Below are 20,113 nucleotides of genomic sequence, written 5' to 3' on the forward strand. Positions count from 1 at the left end.
CCAGCGCCACACTAAGTGCCATGAAGAACCTCGAAACCACCTACCTCAAGCACCAGTTCCTGATCGCCATGCCGCACATGGCCGACCCGAACTTCGCCCATACCTTGACGTACATCGTCGAGCACTCGGCCAATGGCGCCATGGGCCTGGTGATCAACCGGCCACAAGACCTCAACCTGGCCGAAATCCTCGAGCAGCTTCAACCCGACATCGAGCCGCCGCCCAGTTCGGCGCTCATCCCCATTTACGGCGGCGGCCCGGTGCAAACCGACCGCGGCTTCGTGCTGCATACCAGCGGCCCGGTGTACCAGGCCACGGTCGAGCTGGGCGGCGTGTCGTTGTCTACCTCGCAAGATGTGCTCTTCGCCATCGCCGACGGCGTGGGCCCGGCGCGCAGCCTGATCGCCCTCGGCTATGCCGGCTGGGAGGCCGGCCAGCTCGAGGCGGAAATGGCCGACAACGCCTGGCTGACCTGCCCGTTCGACGCCGAGATCCTCTTCAACCTCGACAGCGACCTGCGCCTGAACGCCGCGGCCCGGCAGCTGGGCATCGACCTCAGCCTGCTCACCAGCCAGGCAGGCCACGCCTGATGGCCGTTCGCTTGTTACTGGGTTTCGATTACGGCAGCAAACAGATCGGCGTGGCGGTCGGCCAGGCCATCACCGGCCAGGCCCGTGAGCTGTGCACGCTGAAGGCGCAGAACGGCGTGCCCGACTGGGCCAAGCTCGAAGCCCTGCTCAATGAATGGAAGCCCGACGCGCTGGTGGTGGGCCTGCCGCTGAACATGGACGGCACCCCCAGCGAAATGAGCGACCGCGCCGAAAAATTCGCGCGGCGCCTGGCCGGGCGCTTCAACCTGCAGGTTTACACCCACGACGAACGCCTGACCACCTTCGAGGCCAAGGGCGAACGCCTGGCCCGCGGCGGCCAGAAGGGCAGCTACCGCGACAACCCGGTAGACGCCATTGCCGCGCGCCTGCTGTTGCAAGGCTGGCTCGAGGCCAACCCCGGGCAGTTGGCCCATTGATACCGTTCGGCCCGCGACGGCGGGCTTGCCAGGAGCACGCATGAGCTTACCCAACCCCGATCAACTGATCCGCGAGATGGCCGCGGCGCTGAACCAGCACCTGGCCCAGCGCGGCATCGCTACCCCGCGCTTCATCGGCATCCGCACCGGTGGCGTGTGGGTCACCGAGGCCCTGCTTGCCGCCCTCGGGCGCGAAGAAGAGTTCGGCACGCTGGACGTGTCGTTCTACCGCGACGACTTCAGCCAGAACGGCCTGCACCCACAGGTACGCCCCTCGGCACTGCCGTTCGAGATCGAAGGCCAGCACCTGGTGCTGATCGACGACGTACTGATGAGCGGGCGCACCGTGCGCGCCGCCCTCAATGAACTGTTCGATTACGGCCGCCCGGCCAGCGTCACCCTGGTGTGCCTGCTCGACCTCGACGCCGCCGAACTGCCGATCCGCCCAGACATCGTCGGCGCTACCCTAGCGCTGGGGCCAGACGAACGGATCAAACTGCTCGGGCCCAGCCCGCTTTCCCTGGAACGCCAGGCCCTCGCCACCAGCCTATAAGAGTCCCGCGATGACGCCACTCGACGCCAAGCGCCCGCTGCAGCTCAATGACCAGGGCCAGCTGCGCCATTTTCTCTCGCTCGACGGGTTGCCCCGCGAACTGCTCACCGAAATCCTCGACACCGCCGACTCGTTCCTTGAAGTCGGCGCCCGGGCGGTGAAGAAGGTCCCGCTGCTGCGCGGCAAAACCGTATGCAACGTGTTCTTCGAGAACTCCACCCGCACCCGCACCACCTTCGAGCTGGCCGCCCAGCGGCTGTCCGCAGACGTGATCAGCCTGAACGTGTCGACCTCTTCCACCAGCAAGGGCGAGACGCTGTTCGACACCCTGCGCAACCTCGAGGCGATGGCCGCCGACATGTTCGTGGTGCGCCATGCCGACTCCGGCGCGGCGCACTTCATCGCCGAGCACGTGTGCCCGCAGGTGGCGGTGATCAACGGCGGCGACGGCCGCCACGCGCACCCGACCCAGGGCATGCTCGACATGCTGACCATCCGCCGCCACAAGGGCAGCTTCGAGAACCTCTCGGTGGCCATCGTCGGTGACATCCTGCACTCGCGGGTGGCGCGCTCGAACATGATCGCCCTGCGCGCCCTGGGCTGCCCCGACATCCGCGTGATCGGGCCGAAAACCCTGCTGCCGGTGGGCGTTGAGCAATACGGGGTGAAGGTCTACACCGACCTTGCCCAAGGCCTCAAGGATGTAGACGTGGTGATCATGCTGCGCCTGCAGCGCGAGCGCATGGCCGGCGGCCTGCTACCGAGCGAGGGCGAGTTCTACCGCCTGTTCGGCCTGACCACCCAGCGCCTGGCGCTGGCCAAGCCTGATTGCATCGTGATGCACCCAGGCCCGATCAACCGCGGGGTGGAGATCGAATCGGCGGTGGCCGACGGTGCCCATTCGGTGATTCTCAATCAGGTCACCTACGGCATTGCCGTACGCATGGCCGTATTGTCCATGGCCATGAGCGGCCAGGCCGCGCAGCGGCAGTTCGAGCAGGAGAGCGCCCAGTGACCCTCAGTATCCTTGGCGCCCGCCTGGTCAGCCCGGGCAACACCCTCGACCAGATCGCCGACCTGCACATCAGCGGCGGCAAGATCGCCGGCATCGGCGCCGCTCCGGAAGGCTTCCAGGCCAGCCACACCCTCGACGCCAGCGGCTTGGTCGCGGCGCCCGGGCTGGTCGACCTGTCCGTGGCCCTGCGTGAACCCGGCTACAGCCGCAAGGGCTCGATCGCCAGCGAAACCCTGGCGGCGGCCGCCGGTGGCGTGACCAGCCTGTGCTGCCCCCCCTTGACCCGGCCGATTCTCGACACCCCCGCGGTGGCCGAGCTGATCCTCGACCGCGCCAAGGAGGCTGGCCACTGCAAGGTGTACCCGGTCGGCGCCTTGACCAAAGGCCTGGAAGGCGAGCAGTTGGCCGAACTGGTCGCCCTGCGCGATGTCGGCTGCGTAGCCTTCGGCAACGGCCTGCAGCCCTTCCCGAACAACCGCACGCTGTGCCGCGCGCTGGAATACGCCGCCACTTTCGGCCTAACGGTGGTGTTCCACTCCCAGGACCGCGACCTGGCCCACGGCGGCCTCGCCCACGAAGGCCCGACGGCGAGCTTCCTCGGCCTGCCGGGCATCCCGGAAACCGCCGAAACGGTCGCGCTGGCGCGCAACCTGCTGCTGGTCGAGCAAAGTGGCGTGCGCGCGCACTTCAGCCAGATCACCAGCGCCCGCGGCGTTGAGCTGATCGCCCAGGCCCAGGCCCGTGGCTTGCCGGTCACCGCAGACGTAGCGCTGTATCAGCTGATTCTCACCGACGAAGCGCTGGTGGGCTTCTCCAGCCTTTATCACGTGCAGCCACCGCTGCGTACCCGCAAAGACCGCGACGCCCTGCGTGACGCGGTGCGCGCGGGGGTGATCAGCGCCATCTCGAGCCACCACCAGCCCCACGAGCGCGACGCCAAGAACGCCCCGTTCGGCCAGACCGAACCGGGCATCAGCAGCGTCGAACTGCTGCTGCCCCTGGCGCTGACGCTGCTCGAAGACGGCCTGCTCGACCTGCCCACCCTGCTCGCCCGCCTCAGCGCAGGCCCGGCCCACGCCATGGGCCTGCCCGGTGGCCAACTGGCCGTGGGCGAAGCCGCCGACCTGGTGCTGTTCGACCTCAACGCCTCGACCATCGCCGGTGAGCGCTGGCTGTCGAAGGGGCAGAACAGCCCGTTCATCGGCCACTGCCTGCCGGGGGCGGTGCGGTATACGTTGGTGGATGGGCGGATGACGTTCGGAAAAGAGGGTTGAAAGTGCCGTAAAGGGCGCAGCGGTTAGCCGCGAGGCGGAAGCGGCAAGCTGCAAGGCAGGCCGCACCTACTTGCAGCTTGCCACTTGCCACTTGCTCTGGGGGCGCTCAGCGCCCCCTGGCGTTCTCCACGGACAGTTGGTCATTCAGCGTCCAGAAGTCATACAGCACCCCCATAAAGCACAGCCCGCCCGTGACCAGGTAAAGGATCCCCGTAATCCACTTGCCCTGGTACATCCGGTGCACGCCGAACACCCCCAGAAAGGTCAGCAGCACCCACGCCAGGTTGTAGTTCAGCCCGCCCGCGTGAAAGCGCAGGTCGGCCTCGCGGTCCATGGCCGGGATCAGGAACAGGTCGATGAACCAACCGATGCCCAGCAGCCCCAGGGTCAATAACCAGATCGTGCCGGTGACCGGCTTGCCATAGTAGAAGCGGTGCGCCCCGGTGAAGCCGAAAATCCACAACAGGTACCCCAGCACCCTGCTGTGGGAGCCCTGCGGGGTGGCAGTTTGATAGCCGTTCATGGGGCTGCTGTGCTCCGCTGATAATTAAATTTTCTATTCAGGTATGTGACTTTTTACCGCGCACCCGACAAGTGGTCGGCCACCGGGCAGCCAAGCGTAACGCCCGAGAATAGGGGGTTCGAGCGGTTTTTTTCGACACTTTTTGCTGGCGCTGGTTCGCCGGCGCCTGAATTTGGATCGACAAGCGGGGGGAAAACGACAAAAAAAGCTGTTATAAGATTTCGCGTCAACCCACCGAGCCCTAGCCTAATGCGTCCATTTATCAAGACATGGCTGACTCTTTGCCTTTTGTTACCCCTGGCCGCCCACGCCACCACCCGTGAGCAACGTCTTCCCAGCGGTTTCTCGGGCCAAACCGCCCGCAGCACCGAGAGCACCCAAGCCAACCCGAGCAATGCGCCGGCCACGCCGCGCCAGCAAACGGTCGCCGCGGTTGTCGAGCCCCGCAACAAGCGCTCCTCGCGCGTGGCCGACAACAGCAAGCGCAGCAAAAGCAGCAAAGGCCAGCCCGTAGCCGTGCAGGCCAGCAGCAAAACCACCAAGGTGAGCAAGGCCACCAGCAAAACCAGCACCAAGGTGAGCACCAAGCTGGCCAAGGCGCCGGCCGCGACCAAGCAGAGCACCCTGGTCGTCGAGCGTGCCGTGAACGCCCTGGGCACCCCGTATCGCTGGGGCGGCACCAGCCCCACCAAAGGCTTCGATTGCAGCGGCCTAGTCAAATACGCCTTCAACGACGTCAAGGCGGTGAACCTGCCGCGCACCTCCAGCGAAATGGCCGCCGGCCATGGCGCCAAGGTCGAGCGCAAGGATTTGAAGCCCGGCGACCTGCTGTTCTTCAAAACCCGCGGCCGCCAGGTGAACCACGTGGCAATCTACCTGGGTGATGACCGCTTTATCCACGCCCCCAGCCGTGGCAAGGCGGTGACCATCGACACCCTCGACAAACCGTACTGGAACGACCATTACGTGGTGGCCAAGCGCGTGCTCAAAACGCAACAGCCACTGCGCCTGGCCAGTGCTGGCAACGAGCAGCACACCCGCACCCGCTAAGGCCGGTGCCCACAAAAAACCCGCCATCTGGCGGGTGTTTTGTTGGGTGCGTGGGCTAGAGGCCTAGAAGTTCTCCGGGATCTTCGCCTTCTCCCGCGCGCTCTCGCGGGCGATCAGGCCCTTGTCGAGCAGGCCCTTGAGGCACATGTCGAGGGTTTGCATGCCAATCTGCCCGCCGGTTTGGATGGCCGAGTACATCTGCGCGACCTTGTCTTCGCGGATCAGGTTACGGATGGCCGGGGTGCCGATCATGATCTCGTGGGCCGCCACCCGGCCACCGCCGATCTTGCGCAGCAGCGTTTGCGAAATCACCGCCTGCAGCGACTCCGACAGCATCGAGCGGACCATGGATTTCTCTTCGGCGGGGAACACGTCGACCACCCGGTCGATGGTTTTGGCTGCCGAGGTGGTGTGCAGGGTGCCGAACACCAGGTGGCCGGTTTCCGCCGCGGTCAGGGCCAGGCGGATGGTTTCGAGGTCACGCATTTCACCGACCAGGATCACGTCTGGGTCTTCCCGCAGGGCCGAGCGCAGCGCCGGGGCGAACCCCAGGGTGTCGCGGTGGACTTCACGCTGGTTGACCAGGCATTTTTTCGACTCGTGCACGAACTCGATCGGGTCTTCCACGGTGAGGATGTGGTGGTGCTTGTTGGTGTTGAGGTAGTCGATGATCGCCGCCAGCGTGGTCGACTTGCCCGAACCGGTCGGCCCGGTGACCAGCACCAGCCCACGCGGCACCTCGGCAATACGCCGAAACACATCTCCCATGCCGAGGTCTTCCATGCTCAGCACCTTCGACGGAATGGTACGGAACACCGCGCCGGCACCGCGGTTCTGATTGAACGCGTTGACCCGGAACCGCGCCACGCCCGGCACTTCGAAGGAGAAGTCGGTTTCGAGGAATTCCTCGAAGTCCTGGCGCTGCTTGTCGTTCATGATGTCGTAGATCAGTTCCTGCACCTGTTTGTCTTCCAGCGGTGGCAGGTTGATACGGCGCACATCGCCGTCGACGCGGATCATCGGCGGCAGGCCGGCCGAAAGGTGGAGGTCCGAGGCCCCTTGTTTGGCGCTGAAGGCAAGCAGTTCGGTAATGTCCATGAGGCTCCCCAAATACGGACAAGCAGGTAGAATGCCGCAGACCCAAAAGCCGCTGGCGCAAGTTATGTCCACGATAGCAGACAACGTTTCCGCGGTAAGCGCCCGAATCGAGGCTGCCGCCCTCGCCGCCGGCCGCGGCGCCGCCCAGGTGGGCCTGCTGGCGGTGAGCAAAACCAAGCCCGCCGCCGCGATCCGCGAGGTATTCGCCGCCGGCGTGCGTGAAATCGGTGAAAACTACCTGCAAGAGGCCTTGGCCAAACAGGCCGAACTGGCCGACCTGCCCTTGAGTTGGCACTTCATCGGCCCCATTCAATCGAACAAGACCAAAGCCATTGCCGAGCATTTCGATTGGGTGCACTCCGTAGACCGCCTGAAAATCGCCCAGCGCCTGGCCGAGCAGCGCCCGGCCGGGTTGGCGCCGCTGAACGTGTGCCTGCAGGTGAACATCAGCGGCGAGGCCAGCAAGGCCGGCTGCACGCCCGAACAACTGCCGGCCCTGGCCGCGGCCGTGGCGGCGCTGCCCAACCTGCGCCTGCGCGGGCTGATGGCCATCCCCGAGCCGACCGAGGACCGCGCCGCACAAGACGCGGCCTTTGCCCTCGTACAAGCCTTGCAACAACAGCTGCAACTGCCCCTGGACACCCTCTCGATGGGCATGAGCCATGACCTGGAGGCCGCCATCGCCCATGGCGCCACCTGGGTACGCATCGGCACGGCCCTGTTCGGCGCACGCGACTACGGCAGCGCCGGCGCCCCCAACCCCGCATAAGGACCCTCCATGAGCGACACCCGCATTGCTTTCATCGGCGCCGGCAACATGGCCACCAGCCTGATCGGCGGCCTGCGCGCCAAGGGCGTGAGCGCCTCGCGCATCAGCGCCAGCGACCCCGGCGCCGACAAACGTGAGCAATTGGCCGCCGAATACGGCATCGCCATGTTCGCCGACAACGCCGAGGCCGCGGCCAACGCCGACGTGATCGTGCTGGCGATCAAGCCGCAAATGATGAAAACCGTTTGCCAGGCCCTGCAACCAGCCCTGCGGCCCGGCCAACTGATCGTCTCGGTGGCCGCGGGCATCACCTGCCAAAGCCTGGCCAGTTGGCTGGGCGAGCGCCCGATCGTGCGCTGCATGCCAAACACCCCGGCGCTGGTCGGCGAAGGCGCCAGCGGCCTGTACGCCACCGCCCAGGTGAGCGCCGCGCAGCGCCAGCAGGCCGAGCAGTTGCTCGAAGCCGTGGGCATGGCGCTGTGGGTCGACAGCGAAGCGCAGATCGACGCGGTGACCGCCGTTTCCGGCAGCGGCCCGGCGTACTTCTTCCTGTTGATGGAAGCCATGACCGCCGCGGGCGAACAGCTCGGCCTGCCGCGCGACAGCGCCGCCCGCCTGACCCTGCAAACCGCCTTGGGCGCCGCGCGCATGGCGCTGGGCAGCGATGCCGATGCCGCCGAACTGCGCCGCCGCGTCACCTCCCCCGCCGGCACCACCGAGGCGGCGATCAAAACCTTCCAGGCCGGGGGCTTCGAAGCCCTGGTGAACAACGCCCTGGGCGCCGCCGCGGCGCGCTCGGTGGAACTGGCCGAACAGCTGGGCAAATAAGGAGCGTTACATGAGTGGATTGAACGGGGCTGCCGTATTCGTGATCCAGGTGTTTGGCGGCCTGTACCTGCTGCTGGTGCTGTTGCGGTTCATCCTGCAACTGGTGCGCGCCGACTTCTACAACCCGCTCAGCCAGGTGGCGGTGCGCGCCACCCAGCCGCTGCTGCGGCCGCTGCGCAAAATCATCCCCAGCGTGGGCGGGCTCGACACCGCCTCGCTGCTGCTGGCGATCATCGTGCAACTGGTGGTGATGGCCCTGACCCTGCTGCTGGCCTACGGGGTGACCGGCAACCCGCTGCAAATGCTGATCTGGGCCGCCATCGGCGTGGCCGCGCTGTTCCTCAAGGTGTTCTTCTTCGCGATGATCCTCATGGTGATCGTCAGCTGGGTGGCGCCGAACAGCCATAACCCGGCGGCGGAGCTGGCCAACCAGATCTGCGAACCGATGCTCGCCCCGATCCGCCGGATCATGCCGACCATGGGCGGGCTCGACCTCTCGCCGATCGTGGCGTTCGTGCTGATCCAACTGCTCAGCACCTACGTGATCGGCTACCTGGCGAGCATCACGCTGATGCCGGATATCATCGGCAAGCTGATTTAAGTGGCCAACAGGCTGCAAGGGGCAAGCTTCAAGAAGATTCGCGGGGTGCCCCCCTTGCAGCTTACCCAGCCGTAGCCTCCGGCGTGCCGCTGCCGTAAACTTGCGCCTCATTTATGCGAGAGCAGGCCAGATGTCCAAGGTCTTCGCCGAAGATTCCGTCGGTTTAGTCACGCCCCAAACTGCCCACTTCACTGAGCCGCTGCCGCTGGCCTGCGGGCGCAGCCTGGCCCAGTACAGCCTGGTCTACGAGACCTACGGCACCCTGAACGCCACGGCCAGCAACGGCATCCTGATCTGCCACGCGCTGTCGGGCCACCACCATGCCGCCGGGTACCACAGCGAAGCCGACCGCAAGCCGGGCTGGTGGGACAGCTGCATCGGCCCCGGCAAGCCGATCGACACCAACCGTTTCTTCGTGGTGGCGCTGAACAACCTGGGTGGCTGCAACGGTTCTACCGGCCCCAGCAGCATCGACCCGGACACCGGCAAGCCGTATGGCGCGCAGTTCCCGGTGCTGACCGTGGAAGACTGGGTGCACAGCCAGGCGCGCCTGGCCGAGCGGCTGGGCATCCACACCTGGGCGGCGGTGGTCGGCGGCAGCCTGGGCGGCATGCAGGCGCTGCAATGGGCGCTGACCTACCCAGACCGCCTGCGCCACTGCGTGGCGATCGCCTCGGCGCCGAAGCTGTCGGCGCAGAACATCGCCTTCAACGAGGTGGCGCGGCAGGCGATCTTGTCCGACCCGGAATTCCACGGCGGCGACTTCCAGGCCGAAGGGGTGATCCCCAAGCGCGGGTTGATGCTGGCGCGCATGGTTGGGCACATCACGTATTTGTCTGATGACTCGATGGGCGAGAAATTCGGCCGCGGCCTGAAAAGCGAAAAACTCAACTACGACTTCCACAGCGTGGAATTCCAGGTCGAGAGCTACCTGCGCTACCAAGGCGAGGAATTCTCCGGGCGCTTCGACGCCAACACCTACCTGTTGATGACCAAAGCCCTGGATTACTTCGACCCGGCCGCCGCCCACAACGACGACCTGGCCAAGACGTTCGAACAGGTGAAGGCCGACTTCTGCATCATGTCGTTCACCACCGACTGGCGCTTTTCGCCGGCCCGCTCGCGGGAGCTGGTCGATGCCCTGATGGCCGCGCGCAAGAACGTGTGCTACCTGGAAATCGACGCCCCCCAGGGCCATGACGCCTTCCTGATCCCGGTACCCCGCTACCTTCAGGGTTTTACCAGCTACATGAACCGTATCGTTACCTGAGGGCCGCATGAGAGCCGATTTGGACATCATCCAGGAGTGGATCCCCGCCGGTAGCCGCGTGCTCGACCTGGGCTGCGGCAACGGCGAGCTGCTCGCCTGGCTGCGCGACCACAAGCAGGTCAGCGGCTACGGCCTGGAAATCGACCCCGACAACCTCAACGAGTGCGTGCGCAAGGGCATCAACGTGGTCGAGCAAGACCTCGACCAGGGCCTGGGCAACTTCGCCAGCAACAGCTTCGACGTGGTGGTCATGACCCAGGCCCTGCAGGCGGTCACCTACCCTGATCGCATCCTCGACGAAATGCTCCGCGTGGGCCGCCAGTGCATCATCACCTTCCCCAACTTCGGCCACTGGCGCTGCCGTTGGTACCTGGCCAGCAAGGGGCGGATGCCGGTGTCGGAATTTTTACCGTATACCTGGTACAACACGCCGAACATCCACTTCTGCACCTTCAAGGATTTCGAAGCGCTGTGCCATGAGCGCCGCGCCCTGGTACTCGACCGCCTGGCGGTCGATCACGAGCACCGGCACACCTGGGCGAGTAAGCTATGGCCCAACCTGCTCGGCGAAATCGGCATTTACCGGGTCAGCAGCCCTGAGCTGGCCCAACACAAGGTGGCGGTGTAACCGCCCCGCACACACAGGTATTTTTTGATGAACCTCCACGAACTGGTGCTGGCCAGCCACAACGCCGGCAAGCTCAAGGAACTGCAGGCCATGCTTGGCGGCAGCGTCACGCTGCGCTCGGTGGGCGAGTTCAGCCAGGTCGAGCCGGAAGAAACCGGCCTGTCGTTCGTCGAGAACGCCATCCTCAAGGCGCGCAACGCCGCGCGGTTGTCTGGCCTGCCGGCGCTGGCCGACGACTCGGGCCTGGCGGTCGACGTACTCGGCGGTGCCCCGGGCATCTATTCGGCGCGCTACGCCGATGGCCAGGGCGACCGCGCCAACAACGCCAAGCTGCTCGAAGCCCTGCGCGGCATCCCCGAGGCCGAGCGTGGTGCGCAGTTCGTCTGCGTGCTGGCGCTGGTGCGGCATGCCGACGACCCGCTGCCGATCCTCTGCGAAGGCCTGTGGCACGGGCGCATTCTCGATGCCCCGCGCGGCGAGCACGGCTTTGGCTACGACCCGCTGTTCTGGGTGCCGGAGCGCAACTGCTCGAGCGCCGAACTGAGCCCGGCCGACAAGAACCAGCTGAGCCACCGCGCCCGCGCCATGGCCCTGCTGCGCGAGCGCCTGGGCCAGGCATGAGCGCCATCACCCTGGGCAGCGCCTTGGCGCTGCCCCCGCTGGCGCTGTACGTGCACATTCCCTGGTGCGTACGCAAATGCCCTTACTGCGACTTCAACTCCCACACCGCCTCCCCCGAGCTGCCTGAAGACGCCTACGTCAGCGCCCTGCTCAGCGACCTTGACCAAGACCTGCACCACGCCCACGGCCGTGAGCTCACGTCGATCTTCTTCGGCGGCGGCACCCCGAGCCTGTTCAGCGCCGCCGCCCTGGGCCGGCTGCTCGACGGCGTGCAGGCGCGTATTCCGTTCGCGGCGGATATTGAAATCACCCTGGAGGCCAACCCCGGCACCTTCGAGCAGGCCAAGTTCGTGGCCTACCGCAAGCTGGGCATCAACCGCTTGTCGATCGGCGTGCAGAGCTTCGCGGCGGCCAAGCTGGAACGGCTGGGGCGCATCCATAGTGGCGATGAAGCCTTGCGCGCGGCAGACATGGCGCGCCGCGCCGGCTTTGATAACTTCAACCTCGACCTGATGCACGGCCTGCCCGAGCAAACCCTGGAGCAGGCCCTGGACGACCTGCGCCAGGCCATCGCCCTGGCCCCCACGCACCTGTCGTGGTACCAGCTCACCCTCGAGCCCAACACGGTGTTCTGGAACCAGCCCCCGCAGCTGCCCGAAGACGACGCCCTGTGGGACATCCAGGAGGCCGGCCAAGCGCTGCTGGCCGAGCACGGTTACCGCCAGTACGAAGTCTCTGCCTATGCCCGTGAGGGCCGCCAGGCGCGGCATAATCTGAATTACTGGGCGTTTGGCGACTTCATCGGCATCGGCGCTGGGGCCCATGGCAAACTCAGCGCCCCCGACGGCACCCTGCGCCGCACCTGGAAAACCCGCCTGCCCAAGGACTACCTGAACCTCGCCAAACCGTTCAAGGCGGGCGACAAGGTATTGCCGGCCGATGAGTTACCGTTCGAATTCCTGATGAACGCCCTGCGCCTGACCGACGGCGTGCCGGCGGCGTTGTTCAGCGAGCGCACCGGGTTGCCGCTGGCCAGCCTCGACGCAGCGCGGCGCCAGGCCGAACAAAAGGGCCTGCTGGCGGTCGAACCGGCGCGGCTGGTGGCCACACCGAAGGGGCAGCTGTTTCTTAATGACTTGTTGCAGTACTTTTTGACCTAAGGGGATTCGATGGACCTGATACTCGACCTGCTCGCCACCGTTTCCCGCTGGAGCCGCAGCAACCTGTCGGAAATCTCCCTGGCCCTGGTCGGCTGCGTGCTGGTGCTGTTCGGTGCCCAGCTCAAGGGCTGGATCGAGGCGCGCCTGGGCAGCCTGGCCGGTGCCCTGCGGGTGCCGGCGCTGGCGCTGGTGTGCCTGGTGGGCAGCGGCGCGGCGTTGATCTACGCCACGCCGTGGGTGGTGCGGGGGCTGGCGCAGTTCAACAACTACAGCCTGGCGCCGGTATTGCTGGTGGTGCTGGTGTTGCTTGGGGTGGTGGCGGACCGCAAATAGCCCGCCGGCCCCTCAGGCCTGTTTCTCGAACTTCAAGTCCCACACCCCATGCCCCAGCCGCTCGCCGCGGCGCTCGAACTTGGTGATCGGGCGCTCGGCCGGGCGCGCCACGCAGCGGCCATCTTCGGCCAGGTTGCGGTAGCCGGGCGCGGCGTTCATCACTTCGAGCATGTGCTCGGCGTACTGCTCCCAGTCCGTGGCCATGTGCAGCACCCCGCCAACCTTCAGCTTGCTGCGCACCAGCTCGGCGAAGGCCGGCTGCACGATGCGGCGCTTGTGGTGGCGGCTTTTGTGCCACGGGTCGGGGAAGAACAGCAGCAGGCGGTCAAGGCTGTTGTCGGCCACGCAGCGCTTGAGCACTTCGATCGCGTCGCAGTCGTACACCCGCACGTTGCTCAGGCGCTGGGTGAGCAGGCCGTTGAGCAGCGCGCCCACACCCGGGCGGTGCACTTCAACGCCGATGAAGTCCAGCTCGGGCGAAGCGGCGGCCATTTCCAGCAGGGAGTGGCCCATGCCGAAGCCAATCTCGAGCGTGCGCGGGGCCTGGCGGCCGAACGCGGCGTCAAAGTCGACCGGGGCATCGGCCAGCGGCAGGATGAATTGCGGGCCGCCGATTTCCAGGCCGCGTTGCTGGCCCTCGGTCATGCGCCCGGCGCGCATCACGAAGCTTTTGATTTCCCGGCGGTGCGGGGCTTCGCCGGCCGGCGGCGTGTGTGGCGTGTCGCTCATTGAGTGCTCTTACTTGATCAGGCCATCCAGCGGCGAAGAGGCGCTGGCATAGAGTTTTTTCGGCATGCGCCCGGCCAACCAGGCCAGGCGCCCGGCCACGATGGCGTGCTTCATGGCTTCGGCCATCAGCACCGGGTTCTGCGCGTGGGCGATGGCCGAGTTCATCAGCACCGCTTCACAGCCCAGCTCCATGGCGATGGCGGCGTCGGAGGCGGTACCCACGCCGGCATCGACCAGCACCGGGACTTTCGCTTCCTCGAGGATGATCTGCAGGTTGTACGGGTTGCAGATGCCCAGCCCGGTGCCGATCAGGCCCGCCAGGGGCATGACCGCGCAGCAGCCGATTTCCGCCAGTTGCCGGGCGATGATCGGGTCGTCGCTGGTGTACACCATCACGTCGAAGCCATCCTTGACCAGCACTTCGGCGGCCTTGAGGGTTTCGATCACGTTGGGGAACAGGGTTTTCTGGTCGGCCAGCACCTCGAGCTTCACCAGGTTATGGCCATCGAGCAGCTCGCGGGCCAGGCGGCAGGTGCGCACGGCTTCCACGGCGTCGTAGCAGCCGGCGGTGTTGGGCAGGATGGTATACCGGCTGGGCGGCAGCACATCGAGCAAGTTGGGCTCGCCGGGGTTCTGGCCGATGTTGGTGCGGCGCACCGCCACGGTGACGATCTCGGCACCGGAGGCCTCGATGGCCAGGCGGGTTTCTTCCAGGTCACGGTATTTGCCGGTACCGACCAGCAGGCGCGACTGGAAGGTGCGGCCGGCTACGGTGAACGGCTTGTCGCTACGCTCGATGCTCATGGGGCAGTCCTCGAAAAGGGTTCGCGAAGAATAGGGCAAAGGCAGCGGCGAACTAGCCGCCGCCGATCGCGTGCACGACTTCGACCTGGTCGCCTTCGCTCAGCGCCGCGCTGGCGTGCTGGCTGCGCGGCACGATGTCCAGGTTGAGCTCGACCGCGACCCGCCGCCCGGCCAGCTCGAGCCTGGCCAGCAGCGCCTCGACGGTGGCGCCGTCGGGCAGTTCGAAGGGTTCGCCATTGAGTTGGATGCGCATGCGCGGGCCGCCTCGGATGTTTTTGGGGTAGGTATTCTAACAGATCACTGTGGGTTTATTTCCAGGCGCGCTGAAGGGCCCGCTACCCCAACGCCAGCGCGGCGATGAACAAGCATGCCCAACCGGCGAGGAACAACGCGCCACCCAGCGGGGTGACGATGCCCAGCTTGCCCACGCCGGTGAGGGTGAGCAGGTACAGGCTGCCGGAGAACAGCAGGATGCCCACCGCGAACAGGCCACCCGCCCAGGCCAGCAGCCGGCCCTGCAGGGTGCTGCTCAGCGCCGCCAGGGCCAGCAAGGCCAGGGCGTGAATCAACTGGTACTGCACGCCGGTCTGGAAGATCGCCAGGTACTCGGCGCTGAGGCGGTTCTTCAACCCGTGCGCGGCGAAGGCCCCCAGGGCGACGCCGGTAAAGCCAAAAAACGCGGCCAGCATCAGGAAGGTTCTTAACATGGGTACGGCTCCGCTCGCAGGGGGTAGGGACCTGTATAATGGCCCGCTCATCCGGCCGGGCCAAGCTCACATATGCTGCGCATCATGTTGCAACGGGTATTCAAAGTCCTGAAATGGTTCGCCATTGGCAGCTTCCTGCTGGTGCTGGCAATGCGCTGGGTGCCGCCGGTGGGCTCGGCATTGATGGTCGAGCGCAAGGTCCAGTCGTGGTTCAACGGCCAGCCGATCGACCTGCAACGCAGCTGGCGCAGTTGGGATGACATCTCCGACGAGCTCAAGATCGCCGTGATCGCCGGCGAGGACCAAAAATTTTCTTCGCACTGGGGCTTTGACCTCGGCGCCATGCGCGCGGCCTTTTTGCACAACGAACGCGGCGGCTCGCTGCGCGGCGCCAGCACGCTGAGCCAACAGGTGGCGAAGAACCTGTTCCTGTGGTCGGGGCGCAGTTACTTCCGCAAGGCCCTGGAAGCCTGGTTCACCGCGTTGATCGAAGTGTTGTGGCCCAAGCAGCGCATCCTCGAGGTGTACCTGAACAGCGTGGAGTGGGACAACGGCATATTCGGCGCCCAGGCCGCGGCGCAGCACCACTTTGGGGTGAACGCCGCCAGCCTGTCACGCCAGCAGGCCAGCCTGCTGGCCGCGGTGCTGCCCAACCCGCGCAACTGGAAGGCCAGCCGCCCCAGCCCCTACGTGATGCGCCGCGCGGCGTGGATCCGCCAGCAGATGGGCCAGCTTGGGGGAGACGAGTACTTGCGTACGCTGAACCATGCCCGGGCGCTGCCTTGGAAATAACGGCTCAGGGCTAATAAAAAACCCCGCACAAGGCGGGGTTTCATTCAACGAGGGCTGGGTCAGGCGACGATTGAGCCCTTGAGCTTGTTCATCGCGTTCTTCTCCAACTGGCGAATACGCTCCGCCGACACGTTGTACTTCTCGGCCAGCTCATGCAGCGTGGCCTTTTCTTCGGCCAACCAGCGCTGGTAGAGGATGTCTCGGCTACGCGGGTCGAGCACCTGCAGCGCTTCGTGCAGGCTGCTGTTGGCGCTGTCGCTCCAGTCGGCGTCTTCCAGCTGGCGGGCGGGGTCGTAGCGGTGGTCTTCGAGGTAATGCGCCGGCGACTGGAACGCGCTGTCGTCGTCGGCCTCGGCGGCCGGGTCGAAGGCCATGTCCTGGCCAGTGAGGCGGCTTTCCATCTCGCGCACTTCACGGGGCTCGACGCCGAGGCTTTCGGCCACGCGATGCACTTCGTCGTTGTTCAGCCAGGCCAGGCGTTTTTTCTGGCTGCGCAGGTTGAAGAACAGCTTGCGCTGCGCCTTGGTGGTGGCCACCTTGACGATGCGCCAGTTGCGCAGGATGAACTCGTGGATCTCGGCTTTGATCCAGTGCACGGCAAACGACACCAGGCGCACGTTCATTTCCGGATTGAAGCGTTTGACCGCTTTCATCAGGCCGACGTTACCTTCTTGGACCAGGTCAGCCTGGGCCAGGCCATAGCCGGAATAGCTACGCGCAATGTGCACCACGAAACGCAAGTGGGCCATTACCAATTCCCGGGCAGCGCTCAGGTCCTGCTCGTAGAAGAGACTATCGGCCAGCTCGCGCTCCCGCTCCGGCGTCAGCAATGGAATGCTGTTGACCGTGTGCACGTAGGCCTCGAGGTTTGCCCCGGGCACCAATGCATAAGCAGGTTGCAAGGATTGGGTCATACGAATGAACCTCCGATATACAGACTCACGCCTTACAGGCGCTGACGATAAGACCGGGAACAGGGTGTGTAGTTCCGATGAAGACGGTCTTTGACGCCAAGAAAACGGCTGATCAACGTGGCGCCAGCTCCCGAAGGTGCCTCGCCACGGCAATCCAAGCCCCGATATACCCTAACAATATGGCACCAAGCAAGAGGGAAAACCCATCTGAGGCCGGTACACCGCCCAGGCCGAAGTCACTCCCGTAGAGCTGCGACAGGTTGATGACCGACTCATTCAGCCAGTTCAGGCCATAAGCCAGTATCGCCCACGCCAGCAACCCCGCGCCCAGGCCGTAGATCGCGCCCATGTATAAAAAGGGACGGCGTACGTAGGCGTCGGTTCCGCCGACCAGCTTGATGACTTCGATCTCGACCCGGCGGTTCTCGATGTGCAGGCGAATAGTGTTACCAATTACGAGCAACAGCGCGGAAATCAACAACACCGCCAGGCCGAAGATGAACCGGTCGCCCAGCTTGAGGATCGCCGCCAGGCGCTCGACCCAGACCAGGTCAAGCTGCGCCTGTTGCACGTTCGGCAGGCCCGCGAGCTGCTCGCGCAGCGCCTCCAGGGCGGCCTTGTCGACCTCCAGCGGGGTCACCACCACGGTGCCCGGCAGCGGGTTGTCTGGCAGCTCCTTGAGCGCCTCGCCCAGCCCCGACTGCTGCTGGAACTCCTGCAGGGCCTTGGCCCGGCTGATGAACTCGGCGTCGGCCACGCCCGCCAGCCCCTTGGCCTTGGCCACCAGGGCCTGGCCGTCGGCGTCGTTGGCATCGATGTTCATGTACAGCGAAATCTGCGCCGCGCGCTGCCACGAGCCACCCAGGCGCTCGACGTTCTTCAGCAGCAACGACAGGCCCATCGGCATGCTCAGCGCCACCGCCATCACCAGGCAGGTGAACAGGCTGCCGAACGGCTGCCGGCCCAAGCGCTTGAGGCTGTCGGCGAGGCTGGCGCGGTGGCTTTCGAGCCAGGCCCGCAGCAACGTGGAGAAGTCCGGGCCGTCGTCGTCATCGGCGCCGCGGCGGGGTTTCTTTTTCGGCGCGTCCGGCTCGGCCGGGCGCGGGGCGACGCGGTCTTGCACCTTGGGGCTACGGGTGGCGCTCATTGCGCAGCCTCCCCGTCGCCGATCAGGCGGCCACGTTGCAGGGTGAGCATGCGGTGGCGCATGCGCGCGATCAGCGCCAGGTCGTGGCTGGCGATCAGCACGCTGGTGCCGAGCCGGTTGATGTCTTCGAACACGCCCATGATCTCCGCGGCCAGCCGTGGGTCGAGGTTACCGGTGGGTTCATCGGCCAGCAGCAGCGCCGGGCGGTGAACGATGGCGCGGGCGATCCCCACCCGCTGCTGTTGCCCGGTACTCAGGTCGCCGGGGTACAGGTCGCCTTTTTCCGCCAGGGCCACGCGGTCGAGGGCCGAATCGACGCGCTTGGCGATCTCGGCCTTGGACAACCCGAGGATTTGCAGCGGCAAGGCGATGTTGTTGAACACCGTGCGGTCGAACAGCAACTGGTGGTTCTGAAACACCACGCCGATCTGCCGGCGCAGGAAGGGGATCTGCGCGTTGCTGATCTGCCCGAGGTCTTGCCCGGCCAGCAGCAACTTGCCACTGGTGGGGCGTTCCATCGCCAGCAACAGGCGCAGCAAGGTGCTTTTGCCCGCGCCGGAGTGTCCGGTCACGAACAGGAATTCACCGCGGCGCACGCGAAAGCTCAGCTCGTGCAGGCCGACGTGGCCATTGGGGTAGCGCTTGCCGACCTGCTCGAAACGGATCATGCACGCTCCCGTTCAGCGAAAAGGGCCTGCACGAACGGCTTCGCCTCGAAGCTGCGCAGGTCTTCGATGCCCTCGCCCACACCGATGTAGCGGATGGGCAGGTTGAATTGCTTGGCCAGGGCGAAGATCACCCCACCCTTGGCGGTGCCGTCGAGCTTGGTCAGGGCCAGGCCGGTGAGCTCCACCGACTGGTTGAAGTGCTTGGCCTGGTTAATGGCGTTCTGCCCGGTGCCGGCGTCGAGCACCAGCAGCACCTCATGGGGGGCGCTCGGGTCGAGCTTGCCCATCACCCGGCGGACCTTTTTCAGCTCTTCCATGAGGTTGTCTTTGGTGTGCAGGCGCCCGGCGGTGTCGGCGATCAGCACGTCGATGCCACGGGCCTTGGCCGCTTGCAGGGCGTCGAAAATCACCGAGGCGGAGTCCGCGCCGGTGTGCTGGGCGATCACCGGGATGCGGTTGCGCTCGCCCCACACCTGCAGTTGCTCGACCGCCGCGGCGCGGAAGGTGTCGCCGGCGGCGAGCATGACCTTCTTGCCTTCGAGCTGGAAGCGCCGCGCCAGCTTGCCGATGGTGGTGGTTTTGCCGGCGCCGTTCACGCCGACGACCAGGATCACGAAAGGCTCGCTGCGTTTTTCGATGACCAGCGGTTTTTCCACCGGCTCGAGCATCGCTGCCAGCTCGCCCTGCAACGACTGGTACAGCGCCTGGGCGTCGGTCAGTTGCTTGCGCGCGACCTTCTGGGTGAGGTTGCGCACGATCACCGACGTGGCCTCGACGCCGACGTCGGCGGTCAGCAGGCGGGTTTCGATCTCGTCGAGCAGGTCATCGTCGATGGCCTTTTTGCCGAGGAACAGGCTGGCCATGCCCTCGCCAATGCTGGCGCTGGTTTTGCTCAGGCCTTGCTTGAGGCGGGCGAAGAAGCCGGCTTTTTCCTTTTCAGGCTCCGCTGGCGCGCGCGCTGGGGCCAGGGGCTCAGGCTCAGGCTCGGGGGCCAGGGCCACGGGTTCTTCGGCCACCGGCAGTGGCAGTACGGGCGCGGCGGGTTCGGGAGCCGGCTTGGGTTCGGGCGCGGGCGCCAATTGAACGGGCGCCGGGGCAGGCTGCGGGGCAACCGGCGCGGGCTCGGCGGCGGGTTCAGGTTCGGGCTCGGGCTCGGGCGCAAGCACAGGCTCCGGCGCCAGGGCCACTGCGCGCTCGGCCGGCACTTCCGCCGGGCCAGGCTCGGGCGCCTCGCGTTCGGCGCTTTCGGCGGCGTGTGCAGCGGCGTGCGCCGCGGCGGGCTCAGCCGCAGGCGCCGCCTCTGGCGCGGGCTCGGCCTGTGGCGCTTCGGGTTGGGCGGCGGGCTCTTCGGCTTTTTTACGCCACCAGCCGAACAGGCCTTTCTTTTCAGGGGCCGCGGCCGGGGCCTTTTTGTCGTCGTTGGAACCAAACATGGAAGACGGCTATCTCACGGTAGCGAAACGCCAGTTGGGCGCTTCGTGGAATTCTCGATATCGCAGAACAGACTGCAATTCATCCCGCTTGTTCACGCGCAATATTTTGTGCAAGTGCCTTGGGGATATTCGCTGACGCAGACGCGGCGGATCAGTATCCTAGCACCTC

General features: G+C 65.9%; 25 protein-coding genes. 15 read left to right on the plus strand and 10 right to left on the minus strand.

Annotation, left to right across the window (positions count from 1 at the left end; genetic code table 11):
* The first annotated feature begins 20 nt into the window (after window positions 1-20).
* The 5 genes from ACFZCE_RS03495 to ACFZCE_RS03515 are packed head-to-tail and all read left to right on the plus strand — an operon-like array spanning window position 21 to window position 3,869.
* Window positions 21-590 carry a YqgE/AlgH family protein gene (locus ACFZCE_RS03495; RefSeq protein WP_390936099.1) on the plus strand — a complete coding sequence of 190 codons (570 nt, stop codon included), beginning with the start codon at window positions 21-23 and terminating at the stop codon, window positions 588-590.
* The gene (gene ruvX / locus ACFZCE_RS03500; RefSeq protein ID WP_390936100.1) at window positions 590-1,027 is read left to right on the plus strand and encodes a Holliday junction resolvase RuvX; all 438 of its coding nucleotides are present in this window, start codon (window positions 590-592) and stop codon (window positions 1,025-1,027) included. The genes ACFZCE_RS03495 and ruvX overlap by 1 nt, the downstream gene beginning before the upstream one ends.
* A 40-nt stretch (window positions 1,028-1,067) precedes the next feature.
* Window positions 1,068-1,580: a bifunctional pyr operon transcriptional regulator/uracil phosphoribosyltransferase PyrR gene (gene pyrR / locus ACFZCE_RS03505; RefSeq protein ID WP_390936102.1), complete on the plus strand. Its 513-nt coding sequence runs from the start codon at window positions 1,068-1,070 to the stop codon at window positions 1,578-1,580.
* 10 nt (window positions 1,581-1,590) lie between these two features.
* On the plus strand, window positions 1,591-2,595 hold the full coding sequence (locus ACFZCE_RS03510) for an aspartate carbamoyltransferase catalytic subunit (RefSeq protein ID WP_390936104.1): 1,005 nt from the start codon (window positions 1,591-1,593) through the stop codon (window positions 2,593-2,595).
* A complete protein-coding gene (locus ACFZCE_RS03515; RefSeq protein ID WP_390936106.1) occupies window positions 2,592-3,869 on the plus strand; it encodes a dihydroorotase in 1,278 nt (425 codons plus the stop codon). Before ACFZCE_RS03510 ends, ACFZCE_RS03515 begins: the two co-directional genes overlap by 4 nt.
* Before the next feature lie 106 nt (window positions 3,870-3,975).
* On the opposite strand, the gene ACFZCE_RS03520 is transcribed toward ACFZCE_RS03515, so the two are convergent.
* Window positions 3,976-4,392, minus strand: coding sequence for an NINE protein (locus tag ACFZCE_RS03520; protein WP_390936108.1), 417 nt, complete (start codon window positions 4,390-4,392; stop codon window positions 3,976-3,978).
* A gap of 249 nt (window positions 4,393-4,641) precedes the next feature.
* Between ACFZCE_RS03520 and ACFZCE_RS03525 the strand changes: the two genes are divergently transcribed.
* Window positions 4,642-5,442: an NlpC/P60 family protein gene (locus ACFZCE_RS03525; protein WP_390936110.1), complete on the plus strand. Its 801-nt coding sequence runs from the start codon at window positions 4,642-4,644 to the stop codon at window positions 5,440-5,442.
* 63 nt (window positions 5,443-5,505) lie between these two features.
* Here ACFZCE_RS03525 and ACFZCE_RS03530 read toward each other — a convergent pair whose 3' ends face one another.
* Window positions 5,506-6,540: a PilT/PilU family type 4a pilus ATPase gene (locus ACFZCE_RS03530; RefSeq protein ID WP_390936112.1), complete on the minus strand. Its 1,035-nt coding sequence runs from the start codon at window positions 6,538-6,540 to the stop codon at window positions 5,506-5,508.
* 64 nt (window positions 6,541-6,604) lie between these two features.
* Between ACFZCE_RS03530 and ACFZCE_RS03535 the strand changes: the two genes are divergently transcribed.
* The 8 genes from ACFZCE_RS03535 (at window position 6,605) to ACFZCE_RS03570 (ending at window position 12,750) form a co-directional block, all read left to right on the plus strand.
* The gene (locus ACFZCE_RS03535; RefSeq protein ID WP_390936114.1) at window positions 6,605-7,309 is read left to right on the plus strand and encodes a YggS family pyridoxal phosphate-dependent enzyme; all 705 of its coding nucleotides are present in this window, start codon (window positions 6,605-6,607) and stop codon (window positions 7,307-7,309) included.
* Window positions 7,310-7,318: 9 nt separating this feature from the next.
* Window positions 7,319-8,137 carry a pyrroline-5-carboxylate reductase gene (proC, locus tag ACFZCE_RS03540; protein WP_390936116.1) on the plus strand — a complete coding sequence of 273 codons (819 nt, stop codon included), beginning with the start codon at window positions 7,319-7,321 and terminating at the stop codon, window positions 8,135-8,137.
* 10 nt (window positions 8,138-8,147) lie between these two features.
* A complete protein-coding gene (locus tag ACFZCE_RS03545; protein ID WP_390936118.1) occupies window positions 8,148-8,738 on the plus strand; it encodes a YggT family protein in 591 nt (196 codons plus the stop codon).
* 130 nt (window positions 8,739-8,868) lie between these two features.
* Window positions 8,869-10,008, plus strand: a complete 1,140-nt coding sequence (locus ACFZCE_RS03550) for a homoserine O-acetyltransferase (protein WP_390936121.1) — start codon at window positions 8,869-8,871, stop codon at window positions 10,006-10,008.
* A 7-nt stretch (window positions 10,009-10,015) separates the two neighbouring features.
* Complete coding sequence (gene metW, locus ACFZCE_RS03555) at window positions 10,016-10,636, plus strand: methionine biosynthesis protein MetW (protein ID WP_390936123.1); 621 nt, start codon at window positions 10,016-10,018, stop codon at window positions 10,634-10,636.
* Window positions 10,637-10,663: 27 nt separating this feature from the next.
* Window positions 10,664-11,257, plus strand: coding sequence for an RdgB/HAM1 family non-canonical purine NTP pyrophosphatase (rdgB, locus tag ACFZCE_RS03560; RefSeq protein WP_390936125.1), 594 nt, complete (start codon window positions 10,664-10,666; stop codon window positions 11,255-11,257).
* Entirely contained in the window at window positions 11,254-12,417 is a 1,164-nt protein-coding gene (gene hemW / locus ACFZCE_RS03565) for a radical SAM family heme chaperone HemW (RefSeq protein WP_390936127.1), read from the plus strand. The genes rdgB and hemW overlap by 4 nt, the downstream gene beginning before the upstream one ends.
* Before the next feature lie 9 nt (window positions 12,418-12,426).
* Window positions 12,427-12,750 (plus strand): DUF3392 family protein, encoded by a 324-nt coding sequence (locus ACFZCE_RS03570; RefSeq protein ID WP_390936128.1) that lies wholly within the window; start codon window positions 12,427-12,429, stop codon window positions 12,748-12,750.
* Between the two features lie 12 nt (window positions 12,751-12,762).
* On the opposite strand, the gene trmB is transcribed toward ACFZCE_RS03570, so the two are convergent.
* The 4 genes from trmB to ACFZCE_RS03590 all read right to left on the minus strand — a co-directional run bounded on the left by trmB (window position 12,763) and on the right by ACFZCE_RS03590 (window position 14,990).
* Entirely contained in the window at window positions 12,763-13,479 is a 717-nt protein-coding gene (gene trmB / locus ACFZCE_RS03575) for a tRNA (guanosine(46)-N7)-methyltransferase TrmB (RefSeq protein ID WP_390936130.1), read from the minus strand.
* 9 nt (window positions 13,480-13,488) lie between these two features.
* On the minus strand, window positions 13,489-14,283 hold the full coding sequence (locus ACFZCE_RS03580) for a thiazole synthase (RefSeq protein ID WP_390936132.1): 795 nt from the start codon (window positions 14,281-14,283) through the stop codon (window positions 13,489-13,491).
* A 52-nt stretch (window positions 14,284-14,335) separates the two neighbouring features.
* Window positions 14,336-14,536 (minus strand): sulfur carrier protein ThiS, encoded by a 201-nt coding sequence (gene thiS, locus ACFZCE_RS03585; protein ID WP_390936134.1) that lies wholly within the window; start codon window positions 14,534-14,536, stop codon window positions 14,336-14,338.
* Between the two features lie 82 nt (window positions 14,537-14,618).
* Window positions 14,619-14,990, minus strand: coding sequence for a DUF423 domain-containing protein (locus tag ACFZCE_RS03590; protein WP_390936136.1), 372 nt, complete (start codon window positions 14,988-14,990; stop codon window positions 14,619-14,621).
* A gap of 72 nt (window positions 14,991-15,062) precedes the next feature.
* Here ACFZCE_RS03590 and mtgA point away from each other — a divergent pair, with 72 nt between their 5' ends.
* The gene (gene mtgA, locus ACFZCE_RS03595; RefSeq protein ID WP_390936138.1) at window positions 15,063-15,782 is read left to right on the plus strand and encodes a monofunctional biosynthetic peptidoglycan transglycosylase; all 720 of its coding nucleotides are present in this window, start codon (window positions 15,063-15,065) and stop codon (window positions 15,780-15,782) included.
* 59 nt (window positions 15,783-15,841) lie between these two features.
* Here mtgA and rpoH read toward each other — a convergent pair whose 3' ends face one another.
* The 4 genes from rpoH to ftsY all read right to left on the minus strand — a co-directional run bounded on the left by rpoH (window position 15,842) and on the right by ftsY (window position 19,944).
* Complete coding sequence (gene rpoH, locus ACFZCE_RS03600) at window positions 15,842-16,696, minus strand: RNA polymerase sigma factor RpoH (RefSeq protein ID WP_390936139.1); 855 nt, start codon at window positions 16,694-16,696, stop codon at window positions 15,842-15,844.
* A 112-nt stretch (window positions 16,697-16,808) separates the two neighbouring features.
* Window positions 16,809-17,843: a permease-like cell division protein FtsX gene (gene ftsX, locus ACFZCE_RS03605; RefSeq protein WP_390936141.1), complete on the minus strand. Its 1,035-nt coding sequence runs from the start codon at window positions 17,841-17,843 to the stop codon at window positions 16,809-16,811.
* On the minus strand, window positions 17,840-18,511 hold the full coding sequence (gene ftsE / locus ACFZCE_RS03610) for a cell division ATP-binding protein FtsE (RefSeq protein WP_390936143.1): 672 nt from the start codon (window positions 18,509-18,511) through the stop codon (window positions 17,840-17,842). Before ftsE ends, ftsX begins: the two co-directional genes overlap by 4 nt.
* Complete coding sequence (ftsY, locus tag ACFZCE_RS03615; RefSeq protein ID WP_390936144.1) at window positions 18,508-19,944, minus strand: signal recognition particle-docking protein FtsY; 1,437 nt, start codon at window positions 19,942-19,944, stop codon at window positions 18,508-18,510. The genes ftsE and ftsY overlap by 4 nt, the downstream gene beginning before the upstream one ends.
* Window positions 19,945-20,113 lie beyond the last annotated feature (169 nt).

It is taken from the genome of Pseudomonas sp. NPDC007930 (genome assembly GCF_042958985.1).
Lineage (GTDB): Bacteria > Pseudomonadota > Gammaproteobacteria > Pseudomonadales > Pseudomonadaceae > Aquipseudomonas.